Raw genomic sequence first — 18,719 nt, 5'->3', positions numbered from 1 at the left:
CAGGGGACTTGTCTCTGTATCGACTACTTTTTCCTTTGTTTTTGTAACTGTATTGTGGAGGAATCTTTTTTCTACCATATGCTTTATATAAAAATTTCTGACTATGAGATTTGTGTGATTCTTTGACAAGAGAGTAAGGCGGGTGTTCCATGGATAAACATGTTAATTTTTTCCTCGTGCTGGTTATTACGCTTTTTATTACATGGTTTCTGCGTGATTTTGGCGGAATGTTGAATTCTCATGAAATGTTCGCTACGGTTACGATTATGCTTATGTATGTCGGAATGGGACTGACAACAGACTCCCGGCAATTATTGGTAGGGTTGAGGAATTGGAAACTTGTTCTTTTTTCGCAATTTTCTTTGTTTGGACTTTCTCCTTTGCTTGCTTATGCCTTGTTTCATGTTGTCCTACGATATTCCCCTTTGGAATATGCTGTTGGCCTGTTGTTTCTTGGTTGCTTGCCTACTACCATAACGTCCTGCATTATGTTGACAAAGGAATATGGAGGCAATGCAGTCGGGGCATTGTACAATTCAATTGTTTCGCAATTCTTGGGATTGTTCCTTACCCCTTTGTTACTTTCTGCCTTATTGGCGACCCAATTTGTTTCTGTCATCCCTTTCTCTCAGGTATTGAAGAATTTGTGCTATAAAATGATTATTCCCTTTGCTATCGGACAGATTCTGCGGCAGAGGCATGTGTCATTGGGACGTATTCCGGGAATTGTTACGTATTATGGGATATTCTTTATTCTCTATATGAAATTGGCGGCAACTTTTTGCAAAGGAAACCTTCTTGAATACTTCCATTTGCTTGCGATACCCCTGATTGGCGTGGCTGCCTTTTGCACATTGCTTTTATTATTGGTATCAGCCTTGGCCGCTGGTTGCAGATTCTCTCGAGAGGATCGGGTTTGTTCCATTTTCACTGGAACGCAGAAAACAATGGGAATGGGAATTCCTCTTGCAACAATCTATTTCCCAAAGAACGTGGAGATTGTTTCTTCTGTTTCTCTCTTGATAATCTTCTATTACATTTTGGTAATGGTAGGTGCAGCTTTTGTCGTTGTACGAATTTTGCCAAAGCAAGAAAAAAACGTGAATAAGGCATGAGTAAAACGGGCTGTATCATTATATGGTAAGTTTTTCGGATATGTATATTGATCCTATCCAGGCTCTATCATAAATTACGGAGATTGCAACATCGATGTTGCAATCTCCGTTAAAAAGGACGGTCTTGATTATAACGATTTTGTGCAAAAACAATATTGAGCGAAAACTCAGAAGACCAAGTGTTTTAACAACACAAGTACAATGACTGAATGAGAATCATTCCAAATGAAAGAATGGAAAAAAGAAGTGACCGGAAGCTTCTTGTCATCAGGGGTGCAAGGCAGGTCGGCAAGACTTGGCTCCTGAAGGAATTCGGAAGGATTGCTTTTAAGGAAACAGTCTATGTCAATTTTGACAATAATCCCCAGATGAAAGAATTGTTTTCCGCCGATATGAGAATCGAGAGAATCATTACCGGCTTGGAGCTGTATTCTGGGCATAAGATTGAGCTGGAAGACACCCTGTTTATCTTTGATGCGATACAAGAAGTTCCCCAGGCTTTGGCCTCCTTGAAATATTTTAGGGAGGATGCCCCACAGTATCAGATAGTATGTGCCGGTTCCCTTTTGGGAATAGCTCTGCATCAAGGAACTTCCTTTCCCGTGGGGAAGGTTGAATTTCTTGACCTTTATCCCTTTTCCCATCGAGAGTTTCTCATGGCTCTTGGAAAGAACAGATTTGATACACTCCTGGAGGATGGAGATTTCGAACTTGCAATCACCTTCAGGATGGAATATATGGATCTTCTTAAGCAGTATTATTACGTCGGGGGTATGCCGGAAGTCGTAATGAGCTTTGTCAAAAAGAAGGATTTCAACGAAGTCAGGAAGATACAATCGGATATCTTGGATTCCTATGTGCAAGACTTCTCCAAGCATGCTCCCAATGACCGGGGGAGTGCCGAAGTTGATTTTGTGATTGATTCCGGTTCTCAAATCATTCCCCTTGAGGTCAAGGCCGAGACAAATCTCAAGGCAAAGAGTCTGAAGGTCTATGTAGAGAAGTACAAGCCTTCATATCTGTCAGGACGTCCCTTGCCGATTATAAAAAAGAGGATTGGTTGCTGAACCTTCCTCTGTGGGCGATCGGGGTGATTGACAAGGCCTTCTCTTGAAAAGAAGGCAGTGAGGAATTAGGTTTCCTGGGCATCATTCAATTGGTTCAGGCAATCAGCACCACTTTCGTTAAAGAAGTGCTGATGTAAGAGTTATTTATTTGCAGTAACAGACAAATCCTGCAGGCTTCCATCCTCCATATATTTATAGAGGGCAGCCTGGTCGGTATTTCCTGTCGTAATCACCGCAAAGGTCCTGGTCGCGGAAGGGATGATGTTGTTGTGGTCTATCCAGGTTCCATCATTGACATAATATTTGTCATTGTCCAGCTTCTGAAAGACGGGAACATGCGTGTGTCCGAACACTACCACATCGATGTTCTGTTGCGGATTCTCCAAATACTGCGCTTTGGCTTGGTTGAAGAAGTAATTACTGTCAAAGGTTCCGGACACTGCCTGGATAAAGCTGTTTTTTACTTGTATCTGGTTGATTTCCTGCCGTTCATCCCAGCTACGCTGGAAGTCCTTGAACAATACGGGAGATGATATCGTTTTGTCTTCTTGCTGGGCCGGATAGAAGTCTTTCAAGGAGTACTTATCATTGAATCCACCGATGTTCAAATCGAATACGGGATCCTCGAAGAGTTCAATCGGGGTAATCTTCAGGAACTGGGTTTCAAGCACACGGTAGTAGAGGTAGGCTCCATACTGGTCAGGATTGGTTTTGGGATCGGGTATGGCAGTGACCACCGGATAATTCTTCTTTATCGGTGGCTTGCCTTGCATTATCCAGCTTGTCGCAATCCGTGCAAAGAAGTATCCGGGAGGGAATAGGGTATCGTCATTTTGGCAAAGCTCACGATTAGTGACAGTATCAGGAGCAGAGAATACGTCATACCGATGGCCATGTTCGATGACAATCTCATTTCTGTCGCCCGTAACATAGGCTCCGAGACCTTTTGCGTCATAGGCTTGGATCAGCTTGGGCATGGCTTGACTGAGAATGTCTTTGTCCAAGGTCATATCATGGTTTCCCACTACATATACAACCTTGATGCCTGTATCCATCAGGTCATTGAGTTGGTCAATTACCATCTGGTTTGTCTTGATCACTTGTCTGTAGAGCGAGGATGAGTCCTTGTATTTTGCATAGCTCAGCGGTAGGTACCACTCATCCAGGAAATCTCCTGCAATGACCAATTCCCGGATATCGGAAGTTATTTCCACTCGTTGTAAGAACTCCATGAACAGGGCACGATTCTCTACGTCTTCTGAGAAGCTGTCATCAACTCCCAGATGAATGTCACTTACCACGACAATCTTGTCTACTGCTCCATCCGATTCCCAAAGAGCCTTTGTGGCAATCTTTTGTTCTGGTTTTATTTCCCCTGAGGGAGTGACGCAACCTAGCAAGCTTGCAACCAAGACACTAAAAAGCAATCCCGTAATTATTTTCTTCACATTGTTTTCCTTCATATGGTCCCCTGCGATAGTATAGCATCCAGAAAATAATAATAGTAAAGAATGTTGGTTCAAATGCCTTCTTGCTTTGTTGAATTCGTCTTGATTACTCCAGTCTTCTTCTATATAGCAACAATGCAAACCAACCTTAGAAAAGTCAGTTTGCATTGCTGTATAGATGGAACTTATTAAAACGTACTGGTTATTGCCTCAGCATTGAAGCCGTCCCATGCAATTGAACAATTGATTTGGGCCATCATACAATTTATATTTAAAGCTATTGAATTTGACCGTTATTGTATCCTTCGTTGAAAATTCCAAATCTTCAAACTCCATCATATTGAGTAGCTGTTTTCCAATTCTTATCTGTAATACAGTTTCCATGCCATAAGGAAATGCGGATTCGACAATTGCTTCTATACCGTTGGATTCTGTGTAGCGAATGAGTTCAGGTCGAATCCCGAGCATAACCTCTTCTGAATTGAGTTTGCAATTTTTGATGCCAGGAATGAAAACGAGTTTCATATCTTCATTTTCCAGTAAAATTTCTTTTCCTGGTTCATTCTGACTTGCCTTGAATTTAATTAAATTAATTGCAGGACTTCCCAAGAAATCGGCTACAAATAAGTTTGAAGGTTTTCTGTACATTTCCAAGGGCGGGCAATATTGTTGTTCAATACCATCCTTCATCAAGCAAACCATAGTTGATAGGGACATCGCTTCCTGTTGGTCATGGGTAACATAGATAAAATTAGCTTTTGTCTCTTCATGCAATTTCTTGAGTTCTGCACGCATTCCCATCCTGAGCTTGGCATCAAGATTAGACAGTGGTTCATCCATGAGAAGAACTTTGGGACTTGTAGCCAAAGTTCTGGCAATGGCGACACGTTGCTGTTGCCCTCCCGACAGTTCTGATGGATATCGATCGGCCAAGGGCTCAAGTTGGAGCATGATCAACAACTCGTTTACTCTTTCAGCAATCTTACTCTTTTCCCATTTATAATTTTCCAAACCATAAGATATGTTTTTTCGTACTGTCATATGAGGCCATAGGGCATAGTTTTGAAACAGAAAACCGATTGCTCTTTTGTCAGGAGATACATCAATAAATTTTTCGGCGGAAAATACTAGCTCGTCATCGATCCAGATTTCGCCTTCCGTCGGAGTTTCCAAACCCGCAATCATGCGCAGGGTCGTTGTTTTGCCACAACCGGAAGGACCTAGCAAGGTAACGAAGGATCCTTCTTCTATAGTCAAGTTCAAATCTTTGACCGCATAGGTCTTTCCGAATTTCTTTGAGATATTTTTTAATACAATTTTTGGCATATCAGGCTCCTATTCCTTTTTCTATGGAAGCTCCAGTCAGCTTGTTTACGATTGAATTGGCGATGACAACAAGAATAATTATGATAAGCGTAATGGCATTGGCATACTGGTCAAATCCCTTTGAATTATACTGGAACAAGACTGTGGTCAGAAGGATTGAAGATGGAGTATACAAAAGGACAAACAGATCAAGTTCCCTCATGCAGGACATGAACGGTAATAAGTATCCGGAGACTACCGACGTTTTCTGTATTGGTATAAGAATTTGTGTCATCCTCTTTCGCCATGGAATTCCTAGTATGATAGCGGCTTCTTCAATGGTCTTGCTAATCTGGAACATTGAATTAATCCCAGAACGTGAAGCCATTGGAAGATATTTTACACTTCCTATTATGACTAATAGAAGAAAGGAACCATATAGAGTCGGAATGGGTCCCCTGGATGTCGAGAACATTGAAAGATATATGGCTGAGAAGGCCATGCTAGGAATCAAGTAGGGCAGGAACGTTACTCCATTGACATAATTCGATAGCTTTGACCCTCTGCGTTTTACAATGGCGTATCCTCCCAGGCATCCAAGAGTACCTGCACCCAAAGAACACAAGATAGCAAGAACCAAGGTGTTTTTCAGTGCTTTCCAGACAGAGGGATTTACCAGTACACCATCTGTTATTGATAAGCCTGTCCCTGTCCAATACTGTAAAGAAATATTGTCAAGTGAGTAATTCCCGGGAATTGTTATCAATGATTCCAAACCAAAACTGATCATCGGGACAATGGTAACTATAAAAATAATACATACAAATAGTACACTTAAAGGCGTTCTGACCTTTTTGAGCTTGAATAAGGATACATTGGAACTTTTTCCGTTTACTGTAGTGTATGATTTTCTTGTGCCAAGCATTTTTTGGTTTATTAGCATCATGATCATGCTTATAAAAATAAGAACCAAAGCAAGGACATATCCAAATCCAGGATTTGATCCATTCAGGGTTCTGAATAACTGAGTCGTAAGTACATAATACCGTGTAGGAAGTCCAAGAAATTGAGGTGTCGCAAACGAACTCATTCCAGAAGAGAACACCAGGATAATGGTTGATAGCACGGCGGGTTTTACCAGGGGCAACGTGATGGTGAATATCATTCTGGTTTTTGAGGTATGCAAAACTTGTGCGGCTTCTTCAAGATTTGCATCCATATTCCTGAGGATTCCGCCGATCAGGATATATGCAAACGGAGCATAGTGAATCCCTGTAACGACGATGATCGGGAAAGCCCCATACGCAAACCAATTTGCAGTCTCTATTCCGGTAAGGGCTGTGAAAATACCTTTTGGACCTCCTACCAAGGAATTCTTGAAGAAGTTGTTCCAGGCAAGGGCCAGTGTCCAAGAGGGCATGATATAGGGCAACATAAAGAGTTTTGAGATTACTTTCTTGTATTTTAGATCAGTACGGATCATGAACCAGGAAAATCCCCCACCAATCAATAGAGCCGTGAAACAAGATCCTACTGCACAAATAAGCGAATGAACCAAAGGTATGTAAAAAGTTTTCATGCTATCAGCATCAAAAAAAGCTTTTTTCCAGTGGTACCATGTGAATGAACCGATTTTTGCTCCAGGAATCCTCATGGTTTCTGAGGTATGGACAACAAGAGTATCCTGAGAGATGGTTATCAAGGGAACAATTACTAGATACGATAGTACTATGGCTAAAGCCAATAAAATTATGTTGTGGGGTTGACGCAGGAATTTACCGCATCTATAACGAACTCTCGTCATTCTTCAACTTCCTTTCTTTTTATAAAAAGATATACCCTATGTTTCTATAGGGTATATCTATGAAAACAATGAATCAGTTGATTCCTACAATGAAATCTTCTACTTTCACGCGATTTTGATAGACAAAATCCATGTTTTCAAGAACAGCCACTTTTGACCACTGGTCAAAGGAAATATCCCCGGCATACGGCAAGTTCTTGTTGGCACTATAATCGCCTACGTTATTTTTCCAGAACTGCCAGCCGTCTTCGCTAAGCATGAATTCAACAAACAGTTTTGCAGCGTTTTTGTGCGTTGACTGCTTCAGGATGATGGAGTAGATAGGGTAGTAGAACCCAACATAGGGGTCCATTCCGGTGTTCATTGCCAATGCCAGATTCTTGACTTTGGCTGTTGCAAATCTCTGTACCGCGAACAAACCAATACGGGTGACACTCTGGCCTTTAGCTCCAATCTCTTCAGAAATCTTGGTATCGGAAGTTCCAAGGATCATTCCATTTTTATATGCAGCCTTTATCCACTCATACCCTGCATTGGGCGTAGTCAGGGCAATATCTTTTCCATAATAATCTTTATATGCCTTTGCCATCTTTGTTGCATTTTCATCAGAAGTCAGCATGGTGAAGAAATTGAAATTGACACCTTCTGCATACGGATCCTTCATGGAGAATAAACCCTTGTACTGAGGATCGGTGATTTGCCAGATGTTGCTCAGGTATTTGCCGTCAGATTCCAGTTCATTGTTCCAGATAAAAGCTTTGCAACTGTATTCAAATACGCTCATGGACATGTCTTCATTACCGGTCAAGGCACCGAGACGCTTGGATTTCCAGTTATAGATATAGTTTTGGTTAATCCATTCTCCCTTGATTCTTGAACCGTCTTGTGCATAGACAAGATCTGCACCACCTGCATTGGAAGAACATTCGGCAGATATCTTTTGAATTAAGTCAGTTTCACCGAGTTGGGTCCAGGAAACTTGAATTCCATATTTTTCCTGAAAAGCAGCTGCGGCTTTTTCAATATAGGAGTGTGTTCCGTAAACAACAAGTTTCCCTTCTTTTTGGGCAGCCGCTATCAAATCCTCCTGCGAAAGTTCCGTTTCATCAACAATAGCAGGTGCAGTGGTCTTCTCTTTCTCCCCATTCGCAAATGTCGGGAAAATCAATGCACTCACAAGACACAAACACAATAAAAACCTTTTCATAAAAATCTCTCCTTTTTTATAGTTCGAAAATCAAAAACCCTTTATTACCTGGGACTCCCTACCTTTTTCAAGATTATTGAGAGCCTTGTCTCCCATTTGCAGGCCGATGGCAACGTATAACGTATCGATAAGTGCAAGAGTCGCCATTCGTGATACCACATTGTCACTTATGAGCATTGAGTCATGCCCCGTGGAAAACAGTTTTATATCTGAGGCCTTGGTGAGAGGCGATTTTGGTTGACTGGTTATTCCTATGGTATGAATCTTGTGAGCCTGGGCATATTCCAAAGCATCAATGACATCCCTGGAACCACCTGTAAAGGATATTCCTATCACGACGTCACCTTCTTGCATCCTTGAAATGGAAAGCATCTGCAAATGAGTATCCCTGAAGACATTCACATTCAACCCTATCTTGAGGAATTTATGTTGGGCATCCTCTGCTACGATTCCTGAGCTACCCATACCGACAATGTCGATTTGTTTTGCATTTGCCAGTAACTTTACGGCCTTCTCGAGTTGCTCATCATCCAATAAAACCTGACTATCCTGCATGGATCGAATACTGTTATAGAATACTTTTGACTTGATGGTTCCTATTGAGTCCTCAGGGCTGATGCCGCTATACATCACATCGATCAAAGGAACAACTTCCTGGGCCACGGAAATTTTCAAATCCTGAAATCCCACACAACCAATATGCCTGCAGAATCGGACGATTGTTGCCTCGGAAGCTCCTGCCTCTTCTGCTACTTCAGTTATGCTCTTCGATATGATTCTTTTGGGGTCTTCAAGAATATACTCTGCGACTCTTCGCTCAACCGCACCCATTTGCTTGATTGCTGTTTCAAGCCTGATTTTCCATTGCGGGGTTTTCAGTACTGGCATTTGTTCACTCATGGTTTATTCCTTATACATTGTGAGGAGTTTGATTTTTTCGCAACAAACTTTTTCTTCATTGGCAATACCTGCCTCAAGTACTTCCTGAATATCAATATATTCACCTACTTTCATGGCATCCTGCATACCTTTTTCGAAGGCTGCCATCAAGTCTGTGCCTATATTAAGTTTGCTGATGCCCATCTTTACCATCGCACGGATGTCATCATCCGGGGTGTTTGATCCTCCATGGACTACGATGGGGCAACCGACAAGATCAAGTATCTTTTTTAACCGAGGATAGTCAATACTAGGTTTTGATGAATAGAATCCATGAGCAGTGCCAATGGAGACTGCCAAAGCATCAATATTGGTATCCTTGGCAAATTTTGCTGCAATCTCTGGATTTGTCATTCCCGAATTCCTGACTTCCAAAGGACAGGAAGCAAGAAATATTTGACCAAGTTCGGCTTCTACTGAGACTCCTTTTTTATGTGCCAGATCAACAACTTTTGTTGTTGTCCTTACATTCTCATCATAATTCGAGGTTGCTAAATCGATCATGACTCCCGTAAAGCCTTGGTCAACGCAGGTCTTGGCTTGCTGAAAATCCTGACCATGGTCGAGACTAAGGCAAACAGGGTATTTTGATTTGTTGGCACCAACTGCGGCCATCGCTGCTAAATAATCTGCACCTGCATAGTCGACATGTGAATGAAAGACCTGAAGGATTACCGGTGCCTTCATCTTCTCACTAGCTGAAAGGACTGCTTGAATGGTTTCCATATTTAAAATATTGAAAGCTCCAATCGTGTAATGATGCTCTTTTGCATCTCGTAGCATTTCAGTGAATGGGACAAGCGACATAGTGTTTCAACCTCTCGTCTTGAATCTTCAAGCCATTTTCATAATATGTCAATAAAAATGTAGATTTTTTTCATTAATAAAACTTTTGTATTGACAGGTGCCATATTTGTACCAATAATTGCAGACTATGAAGGAGGCATGAAAAATGCTTGTGAATATGAAGTATCTGCTTGAGATTGCACAGAAGAACCATTTTGCGGTTCCTGCGTTCAATACAAGTAGCAATATGATCTTGAAGGGTGTCATTGAGGCTTGTGAAGAGAAACAGGCTCCTGTCATTATTGCTATTCATCCAGACGAACTATCGTTTGTGAAGGATAGCTTTATTGCTGCAGTGCGAGAGGAGGCCCATAACGCCACTGTTCCTGTATGTATACATCTGGACCATGGTGGGACGTATGAACAGGTCGTACGTGCCATTCGATGTGGGTTTACCTCAGTAATGATTGATGCATCATTGTCATCTTTCGAAGATAATATAAATCTTACAAAGAAGGTCATTGAACTTGCCCATGCCGTAAACGTTTCGGTGGAAGCTGAGCTTGGGACAATAGGGGCTACCGGCAATGGGGGGGAAGCTGGTACGGATAATATTATCTATACAAATCCCAACGATGTAAAATTGTTTATCGAGGCAACTGACATTGATACGTTGGCCATCGCCATTGGTACAGCCCATGGCTTGTATCCAAAGACCAAAAGACCAAAGCTCCGATTGGATCTTCTCAAGGAAATCAGGGGGCTGACTTCGATTCCTCTTGTCCTGCATGGAGGCTCCGATAATCCAGATCAGGAGATCAGTGAAGCCGTGAAACTGGGGATATCAAAAATCAATATTTCCAGTGATATCAAATCTGCCTTCTATAAAAAATGCAGGGAAGTTCTTCAGGATCCTGCTATCAGGGAACCTAATGCAATATATCCTCCCTGTATCGAAGCAATGAAAGAAGTGATCTATAAGAAGATTGACTTGTTCAATGATGCTGATAAGGTCAAATATTATAAATAATTGCAAGTATCCCACATCAATCGATTGATTGGTGTGGGATTCTTTTATACTATTTCCCTTCATGGGGGGATTTTCATGGTATATCATCCAAGAAAAACTCTAAACTGAAAATTTTAGAAAATATTGATTCAAGTGTGTTGACCGACAGGTAAAAAAATGTTTCTTTTTGTCATCTCGAATAAAGATCGTTATTTGAGATGATTATGCAAAATGATAAATTAGCAGGACTCCTGTTTCCCGTTAACCAACAGTTAGGTTTGAAAATTCTACAGTCTTGCTCCCAATACCTGTCCCAGGTTCTCTTCCACCTTTGCAGCATCTACATCTATGCAGACCTTTGTGGTGGGATTCTTTTCCCTGAGCCTGGTATGGTCGACAAGAGTCCTTCCCCTGTCTTCACCTTCTGTTTCGACGGTGAGGTAGAAAGGGAGAATGGTAAAGAATTCAGGATGAAGTGCACAGATTACCGCTGAGGGGTCATGGATGTAGGTTTCGTCAGTTCCCAGCGTATTCTTGATATAATATTGCAGCATAGCTCCAAAGAACTTTGCCCTCGGGGACTCTTTTTGTTTCCAGGCAATTGCCTGGGACCGTTTCAAACGTGAGCGCATGGTCACATCAAGACCCACCATCGTAACATCCAGGTTGCTTTCCAATACGAGTTTTGCAGCTTCCGGATCCTGGGCAATGTTGGCTTCAGCGAAATGATTGACATTGCCCCTGACCGACAGGGCTCCACCCATCAAAACTAGCTTGCTTTTCCATTCTTTCAAAAAAGGGTCCTGCATAAGGGCTGTTGCCATATTTGTGAGGGGACCGGTAGTTACGATGGTCAATTCTTGCTTGTAGGTATGCATGGCTCTGGAAAGGAATGCGACGGCACTCTCTTCTTGCTTCTCTCTTTTTGATACAGGAAATTGTACTTACCCAACTCCATTTTCCCCATGGATGCGACTACTTACAGCATGTCGTTCAAAGGACGTCTGCGTCAGGGCCTGGGCCTCTCCTGCATATACAGGAACATCAGATCTCCCCACTGCTGAGAGCACGTTCAATGAGTTCTGAACCCCTGTTGTCATCTCTACGTTCCCATAGGTTCCCGTAACGCCCAACAAGTTGATTTCAGGGCTGAGTGCAGCATAGGCCAAGGCCAGAGAATCGTCGATTCCAGTATCCAGATTCTCTTGTATTGCAACTGCCCAAGTATAGCGTATTTTGCTCTTTCAGCCCAGATGATTGTCAATAACGAATTTGCATTCCATGCATGAAAAAGGAGCTGTCTCTTGTCTGGATTTTCATTCAAACTCTTGAAACAGCTCCTACTGATCATATTGTCTATTGATCAAATCTTGGAATTCCCCCTGTAGAGATTCCCATTCGTTTTCTGATTTCCAGTAATCCTTCCACTTGGTCTTGACTTAGACTATTTGGAGATTTTGTCAGTTCCCGTACATATTTAGTTATCAGGGCGGTTTGCTCAACTACTTCCATACGATACCAGGCTTGGGTTAAATCAACTCCCCATGTCAATGCCCCATGATTTGCAAGCATTACCCCATTGTAGGTTCTCACATATGGTGCGATGCTATTGGGTAATTCATAGGTCCCGGGTTTTGCATAAGGAGCTATCAAAATGGTTCCGATAATTAAAATAGCTTCGGAGACCAAGGGGCTATCAAGAGGAATTCCCGCAATAGAAAAGGCAGTTGCCAAAGGAGGATGGGCATGTACGACCCCAACAATATTTTCATTTTCCTTGAAGACCCTCAGATGCATCTTGATTTCTGATGTTGTCTTATAGGTTCCTTCAAGGATATTGCCATCCAAATCGATGATAACCAGCATTTCCTTTGTTAGAAAGCCTTTCGAAATACCTGTAGGAGTTGCGAGAATAGTGTCATTGCTGAGCTTACAGGTAATATTCCCATCATTTGCGGCTACAAACCCTTTTACGTACATCCTCTGTCCAATATCCAGAATCTCATCCATTGCCTTTTCTAGTGTAGGATATTTCATTGTTTCCTTCCCCCTAGCATGAGAGACCAAGTGAGGCAAGTATAACAATCACGAAGCCTGCAAAAATTGGTATCAAGACAGAACAGACAAACATATCTTTATAGGCTTCCTTGTGTGTCATTCCGCATAAGGAAAGCGTCGTTACTGTTGCTCCGTTATGAGGAAGTGAATCCAGACCACCTGCTGAGACTGATGCAATTCTATGCAATACGGCAGGACTTATCCCCATTTGTGCGCCCATTGAGAGATACGTAGGGGCTAGAGCTTCCAAAGTAGTTCCCAAACCGCCAGAGGCTGATGCGGTAATACCGCAAAGCAAGTTGACTGCAATGAATTCTGAAATCAGTGGATTGCTTGAAATTCCGAGAACAAAGGTCTGGATGATACTGAATACTGCCAAGCCTTTGATAACAGAACCAAAACCGACAACCGCGCAACTGTTGATCAAGGGCATCACAGAGTTCCCTGCGGCTTTTTTCAAATCTTCCTTTAGGTGAATCAATTTCTTGAAATTGAGAATTATCATGAATAAAATGGAAACCAATAAGCCGATGAGAACACTCCAGTTTCCCATGACTTTTGAAAGGGTGGTGGCAAACTGAGAGATATATTGTGCGTCTGATCCAGGATAAATAACCTTGGAACAAAGGAGATTGACAAAAAGAATCAGTAGCAAGGGAATCACTGAGACAAGCAGCCCAGGCAGATTATTATCATCGACGATTGTCAAATCATCTTCGTATTCTCCGTATCCCTCTCCAGCCTTCCTTGCTTGGGCTGTCCTTTTGTTCAGCCACATCATTCCCAGCGTAAACATTATCGCAGCAGCGATACAACCTAGAACCGGAGCCGCAAAGCTATCTGTGCCAAAATAGGTCATAGGAATGGAATTCTGAACTTGTGGACTTCCAGGCAGGGCTGTCATCGTAAAGGTGAAGGCTCCCAGAGCAATACAACCAGGAATCAATCTCTTTGGGATGTCAGCATCCCTGAAAAGCTTGACGGCAATAGGAAGGATCGCAAAAGTCACGACAAACAGGGAGACACCCCCATAGGTGAGTATTGCACAGGCGAGGACTACTGCCAGTACAGCATTTTTCTTTCCAAGCTTATTTGCAATGACATTGGCAATGGTGTTTGCATTTCCTGTGACTTCCATCAGTTTTGCAAAAATGGCACCGAATAGGTAGAGCGGGAAATAATTCTTTACATAACTTGCAAAACCTACCATATACACTTCAGTATAATTAGCCATTATATGTGACTGAAAACCTGAACCAAAAACGATTGCAACTACCGCTACCAAAGGTGCAATAACAATCACACTGTGACCTTTGTAAGCTAATAGGATCAATAATCCCAAAGCCAGCAAAAGGCCCACTACCCCCATGACTACACTCATTTTTTTCTCCTTTTTAAATTCTACACATGCTAGATCAATTGCATTACTTCAGCGATTATTGCTTTCTGGCAAACAACATCATTGATGTTGCAATCAACCTCTACAATCTTGATTTCTTTCTTCAAATTTTTTTTAAACGTAGAAATGAACATTTCATCAGTTTGTGGATAATACATGCCACCGCCAGGAGCAGCAGCTTCACAGAAGCCTTTTAGGGGAAGAATCAGGGTAACAGGGGATTCTGCCCTGTTCAATCTTGAGCAAACCGTTTCAGCAAGTACCTTTGCTTCCTCCGGGAATACCTTGGTGTGTGCAATGCTGGAATTATGATAGACTGTTTTTCTTTCCGAAATATTAGAGGGAAGTCCCTTTCCCTCTTCATCTATAAAGAAATCAAGCATATCCAATGCCCCGGGAACTACGATCAGGGGAACTCTTTTCTCGATAGCTTTTAAAAGTCTTCCTTGGGAACCAGTGCAATAACCCCCTAGCATTTCACAGGTTATTTCATGAAGATTTGCATCAATCACCAGGTCGAACCTATCATTTTCGATAGCTTCTTCCATGCAACGTCCGCCTACGCCATTTGCATGGAAACAGGTTTTCTCAAATTTACTGTCAGGTAATTGATTCAGGACTCCTTCGATGCATTTGGAGGTAATTCCAAGGGCAGTGGCTGCCAAACGAGTTTTTCCCATGGTTGATTGTTTACTGTGAGCATCATTGGAAACCATTCCTGTCATGGCATTGCATGCATTTGTGATAACGGTCCGTGTAATATCGTTCAAGCCAAAAATATCGGCTACGGTATGCATGACCATGATATCTTTTGTGCCAACATACTGTTCCATCGTCCGTTTCCCACAGGCAAGGGAAGAGGCCAGTATCTTTGGGACCCCAAAGGGCAATTCTTTCATGGCAGCGGCTGCCATTCTGGCATTTTGCCCACCCCCAATGGAGACGATTCCATCAAAACCATGGTGGAAATATAATTCCGGCATGAATTTGATTATTGCTTCTGCCATTGTATCTATTCTATTGGCCTTATCCAGCGAATCGAATTCCTGCCAGGATATTCCGGCACATTGTAAAATCTCTACCGGACCGATATCGGATTTTCCTTCAAGAATATTCTTGGTGCTGATATCAACAACAACTGCTTGGCATCCATTGCGTTCAATGATTCCTTTCGCATACAAGGTTTCATCCAATTTGGTATCGAGGGAAGCCATAAGGGCAATCTTTTTCATACTTATGCTCCCAGAACCCTGTGTTGTTCGATGTATTCAAGAATAAGAGGATCATGAGTCGGCAGTATAAACTCCTGGGAAACACGTGCCTTCATATCTCTTATGCTTGCCCATAGTCCATTGATATCAGCAAATCTTCCCGGTGGGGTTATGTCATAATGCATTTCTTTGCATTCTTTCAGATTGTCAAAGGTGAAGATCAAATCCCCGCAGCAATGATATTCCCCATCTTTCGTGGAAATGATTACATTCTGATGTCCAACTGAATGTCCTGGAGTAAGATACACGCTGATACCTTCGAACACCTCGACATTACCTTCTAGCAATACGAACTCTCTTCCCGAAAATGGAGGATTCAGGCCCAGTTCAGGGAACTCATAGGATTTGTAATACAAGGGTATTGGATTGGTAGCATATTCATATTCTGTCTTCTGTACATATAATGTTGCCTGGGGAAAATGGTTTATGTTATAGACATGATCCCAATGCAAGTGGGTAAATATGATATCGGTAATTTCACTGCAATCCATTCCCATTTTTGCAAGCTGATCCTGTATTGCGAAGCCCTCAGGTTGGACAGATCCTGCATGATGATACTTGCTTGCGGTAGCAGAATCACACATTCCCGTATCGATTAAAATTTTCTTTCCATTCCCTTCAACAAGGAAAACTGCTACCGGTGCATTGACATTTCCTACTACATCATAATATTTATGTACGCTATTATGATAAAAATAGGTAGCTTTGTTGGTACTTACAAATCCTGTGTTGATTGGTGTAATTGTGTAATTCATTAATTCTTTCTCCTTGATTATTTGTTCTGACTTTTCCAGAAAATTTCTGCAGTTTCTTCAATTAATTCTGCAATCTGGCCAGCCTTTCTTGCGCTTGATCCGACAGCAACGATTCCATGTCCTTTCAGGATAAATGCAGAAAGTTCCGGATTCTTTTCGAATTCTTCATATACTTTATGTATTTCCGAGGCTTCTACCGCTTGGGTTTCTACGTCAATAATGGGAATCGGTTTTTTTAACTTAAGGGCGGAATGCATGGTGCAAAGTTCTATTTGCGAAAAACTCAGGGAACAAAGAATGGCGTAGGGGCTATGTGTATGCACAATTCCCCCAACCGCAATGAATTGCGAATATAGGCCCCCGTGCAAAGTTGATTCCCTTGTAGGTTTATAACTTCCTTCGACCAATTTTCCAGAGAAATCCGTAATGGTCAGGTTCTCTTCGCAACAGTCTCCATACGTATAGCCACTGGGTTTCACGATCATCAATTCAGTGCCAGGAATCCTGGAGCTTAAGTTGCCTCCGGTTCCGGTCTGAATTCCACTGGCATAAGTCCTTCTTGCAGTAAAGAGAAAATCATTTTTAGCCGCAATGAATTCAGTATACATAATGCTCCTCCGATATACCATTGGTATAATTCTACATTAGAATATCTACCAATGGTATGCGTTAATTTATAACTCACTTTTTTGATAAGTCAATCAAATTTTTACATAATATTGAAATATTATTTTTACTTGGTAATAAATTATACCAAAATATACTGTTGTGGTATAATAATAACCAAAATATAATATACCAATATAAAACGAAACTTTATATACTGGTATTTTCATGGAATGTTTTGTATAATATTGTAAACGAGGGTGGGAACAAGATGGCTCATAAAAAACTCAGCGAGATAATATTCCAAGACTTAAATAAAAGAATTGTAGCCGGTGAATATCAGGCTAATGAATTGTTGCCCACAGAACGACAACTTGCTGAACGATATACTTCTAGCAGAATACCTGTCAGGGAAGCACTAAAAAAACTTGCGGATGAAAATATTGTAAAAACCTCACCAGGCATAGGAACCATTGTATTGGGAAATCATAACGTCTTTTCTGAGAAAAACTATTCGAATGAATCAATTATCGACTCTCATACTGCCAAAATATTATTGGAAGAATCCATCTCTCTTAGAATAATCATTGAAACTGAAGCGACACGCCTAGCTGCCCTTAATGCAACAGAAGAAGATCGCACAAATATCGAGATCGCACTTTTTGAATCCATTACGGAAATTCGAAAATTAAAAGCCAATCAGGACAACCATTTTTTTGAGGCCGATTTGCGATTCCATATGGCTGTTGCAAAGGCTTCTCATAATGAATTCATCATTTCTTGTCTGAAGGAATTTCCCAAAACAATAAATACTCACCAGTACTGGAGTCTTAAGCATACAAAACCAAGGGATGAGGTTGTTGCTTATCATACGCAGATTTACGAAAATCTGCTTGATAAAAATGCCGAGGCTGCTTCTGCTGCCATGAATAAGCATCTTTCCCGTGTGAAAAAATTACTTTTGGAGTAGTATCGCACTCTTTTTTGGAATTTGTATCTTCATATTCCATGAATAATGGTGAAGCAATGATTTGGTAGAAAACCATGGGTTATATTGGAAGAGGGAAACCTTTCAACCACATTGCTTCAGTTCAAGAGGCATGATGTTTTCAAGTTGATGCCTTCTGATATCTGATTCCCTATTTAAAAAAATTATTAACTCTCAATCCCCAATAAATTATCCAGGTAATTGGATGTTATTGGAAAAAAGAAAACCCCTATCAATCAATCCATTTTGGGAAAGATTTTTCATTTTGTGTGGAACTGTCCTGTATTGGCCTCCTGTAAAGTAGTTTGTCCGTTTTTTTCATTGCTTTACCTCCAAGAAGGATGGGATAAGGAATCCTTCCCCTATCTCCATCTCCAGTTTCTCCAAAGGAATCAATCCATGTAGGATCTTCCTGGGGTAGGTATTCATCCAGTCCTGGGTTTTCCTGACGGTCTTCTTGGCTACTATCGATTTAAGAATTATTCTGGAGTGAAAAAGCAGAAATATTCTAGAGCGGGTTGTCCACAAAATAGTCTGGAGCGGGAGCAGTAATATGGAGTTCCCGGCTCCATGCCTAGGATTGCAGTTCATCCATAACTTCACGAACAATATCCAAGTCGAGGCAGGAGCCGAACCTGTCCGAACTGAAGAAGCTTGACATGCTTATCATCGATGAATGGGGGTACTGCCAGATAGGCGGGGAGGATGCCCAGCTCCTGTCCAGTGTGATAGCCGACAGCTATGAAACCAAGTCGTTGATAGTGACCGCCAATCTTCCCTTCAGTGAATGGGGAAAACTCATGACCGATGAGCAACTGGCAACAGCAATCATTGATAGGTTGATCCATTACGGCCATCCAAGGACTGGAGATTGGAACACTCTCTTGTGAGAGACCAGATGGTAACGATTACGAAAGGAAAGGAGAGCAAAAAGGTGTAGAAAAATCCTAGTTTTCAGGGAC

Annotated in this window: 17 protein-coding genes and 1 pseudogene; 5 read left to right on the top strand and 13 right to left on the bottom strand. The window is 41.7% G+C overall.

Annotation, left to right across the window (positions count from 1 at the left end):
* Positions 1-149 precede the first annotated feature (149 nt).
* Both ACHZBG_RS06065 and ACHZBG_RS06060 read left to right on the top strand, forming a co-directional pair.
* A complete protein-coding gene (locus tag ACHZBG_RS06065; RefSeq protein ID WP_320128555.1) occupies positions 150-1,115 on the top strand; it encodes a bile acid:sodium symporter in 966 nt (321 codons plus the stop codon).
* A 233-nt stretch (positions 1,116-1,348) separates the two neighbouring features.
* Positions 1,349-2,182, top strand: a complete 834-nt coding sequence (locus ACHZBG_RS06060; RefSeq protein ID WP_320128554.1) for an ATP-binding protein — start codon at positions 1,349-1,351, stop codon at positions 2,180-2,182.
* A gap of 140 nt (positions 2,183-2,322) precedes the next feature.
* Here the strand turns inward: ACHZBG_RS06060 and ACHZBG_RS06055 are convergent, their stop codons facing one another.
* The 6 genes from ACHZBG_RS06055 to ACHZBG_RS06030 form a co-directional block, all read right to left on the bottom strand.
* Positions 2,323-3,645, bottom strand: coding sequence for a metallophosphoesterase (locus ACHZBG_RS06055; RefSeq protein WP_320128553.1), 1,323 nt, complete (start codon positions 3,643-3,645; stop codon positions 2,323-2,325).
* A 195-nt stretch (positions 3,646-3,840) separates the two neighbouring features.
* Complete coding sequence (locus ACHZBG_RS06050; RefSeq protein WP_320128552.1) at positions 3,841-4,956, bottom strand: ABC transporter ATP-binding protein; 1,116 nt, start codon at positions 4,954-4,956, stop codon at positions 3,841-3,843.
* A gap of 1 nt (position 4,957) precedes the next feature.
* Positions 4,958-6,739 carry an iron ABC transporter permease gene (locus tag ACHZBG_RS06045; RefSeq protein ID WP_320128551.1) on the bottom strand — a complete coding sequence of 594 codons (1,782 nt, stop codon included), beginning with the start codon at positions 6,737-6,739 and terminating at the stop codon, positions 4,958-4,960.
* A 73-nt stretch (positions 6,740-6,812) separates the two neighbouring features.
* Positions 6,813-7,946: an extracellular solute-binding protein gene (locus tag ACHZBG_RS06040; RefSeq protein ID WP_320128550.1), complete on the bottom strand. Its 1,134-nt coding sequence runs from the start codon at positions 7,944-7,946 to the stop codon at positions 6,813-6,815.
* A gap of 30 nt (positions 7,947-7,976) precedes the next feature.
* A complete protein-coding gene (locus ACHZBG_RS06035) occupies positions 7,977-8,846 on the bottom strand; it encodes a MurR/RpiR family transcriptional regulator (protein ID WP_320128549.1) in 870 nt (289 codons plus the stop codon).
* Between the two features lie 3 nt (positions 8,847-8,849).
* Positions 8,850-9,692, bottom strand: coding sequence for a class II fructose-bisphosphate aldolase (locus ACHZBG_RS06030; RefSeq protein ID WP_320128548.1), 843 nt, complete (start codon positions 9,690-9,692; stop codon positions 8,850-8,852).
* Positions 9,693-9,837: 145 nt separating this feature from the next.
* On the opposite strand from ACHZBG_RS06030, the gene ACHZBG_RS06025 reads away from it, so the two are divergent.
* Positions 9,838-10,701: a ketose-bisphosphate aldolase gene (locus ACHZBG_RS06025; protein ID WP_320128547.1), complete on the top strand. Its 864-nt coding sequence runs from the start codon at positions 9,838-9,840 to the stop codon at positions 10,699-10,701.
* Positions 10,702-10,967: 266 nt separating this feature from the next.
* Here the strand turns inward: ACHZBG_RS06025 and ACHZBG_RS06020 are convergent.
* From ACHZBG_RS06020 to ACHZBG_RS05995, 6 genes and pseudogenes are all read right to left on the bottom strand, one after another.
* Positions 10,968-11,867 (bottom strand): annotated as a pseudogene (locus ACHZBG_RS06020) (nucleoside hydrolase).
* A 169-nt stretch (positions 11,868-12,036) separates the two neighbouring features.
* Positions 12,037-12,717, bottom strand: a complete 681-nt coding sequence (locus tag ACHZBG_RS06015; protein WP_320128546.1) for a class II aldolase/adducin family protein — start codon at positions 12,715-12,717, stop codon at positions 12,037-12,039.
* A gap of 13 nt (positions 12,718-12,730) precedes the next feature.
* Positions 12,731-14,119: a GntP family permease gene (locus ACHZBG_RS06010; RefSeq protein WP_320128545.1), complete on the bottom strand. Its 1,389-nt coding sequence runs from the start codon at positions 14,117-14,119 to the stop codon at positions 12,731-12,733.
* A 29-nt stretch (positions 14,120-14,148) separates the two neighbouring features.
* Positions 14,149-15,369, bottom strand: a complete 1,221-nt coding sequence (locus ACHZBG_RS06005) for a Tm-1-like ATP-binding domain-containing protein (RefSeq protein WP_320128544.1) — start codon at positions 15,367-15,369, stop codon at positions 14,149-14,151.
* Positions 15,370-15,371: 2 nt separating this feature from the next.
* Complete coding sequence (locus tag ACHZBG_RS06000) at positions 15,372-16,163, bottom strand: N-acyl homoserine lactonase family protein (protein WP_320128543.1); 792 nt, start codon at positions 16,161-16,163, stop codon at positions 15,372-15,374.
* A 17-nt stretch (positions 16,164-16,180) separates the two neighbouring features.
* Positions 16,181-16,771, bottom strand: coding sequence for a class II aldolase/adducin family protein (locus ACHZBG_RS05995; RefSeq protein WP_320128542.1), 591 nt, complete (start codon positions 16,769-16,771; stop codon positions 16,181-16,183).
* Between the two features lie 158 nt (positions 16,772-16,929).
* On the opposite strand from ACHZBG_RS05995, the gene ACHZBG_RS05990 reads away from it, so the two are divergent.
* The gene (locus ACHZBG_RS05990) at positions 16,930-17,739 is read left to right on the top strand and encodes a FadR/GntR family transcriptional regulator (RefSeq protein ID WP_320128541.1); all 810 of its coding nucleotides are present in this window, start codon (positions 16,930-16,932) and stop codon (positions 17,737-17,739) included.
* A 336-nt stretch (positions 17,740-18,075) separates the two neighbouring features.
* Here the strand turns inward: ACHZBG_RS05990 and ACHZBG_RS05985 are convergent, their stop codons facing one another.
* Positions 18,076-18,348, bottom strand: a complete 273-nt coding sequence (locus ACHZBG_RS05985) for a hypothetical protein (protein WP_320128540.1) — start codon at positions 18,346-18,348, stop codon at positions 18,076-18,078.
* Positions 18,349-18,416: 68 nt separating this feature from the next.
* On the opposite strand from ACHZBG_RS05985, the gene ACHZBG_RS05980 reads away from it, so the two are divergent.
* Positions 18,417-18,647 (top strand): ATP-binding protein, encoded by a 231-nt coding sequence (locus ACHZBG_RS05980; protein ID WP_320128539.1) that lies wholly within the window; start codon positions 18,417-18,419, stop codon positions 18,645-18,647.
* Positions 18,648-18,719: the final 72 nt, after the last annotated feature.

This window comes from uncultured Sphaerochaeta sp., from assembly GCF_963676625.2.
Taxonomy (GTDB): Bacteria; Spirochaetota; Spirochaetia; order Sphaerochaetales; family Sphaerochaetaceae; genus Sphaerochaeta.
This window is presented reverse-complemented; position numbering and strand designations above follow the sequence as displayed.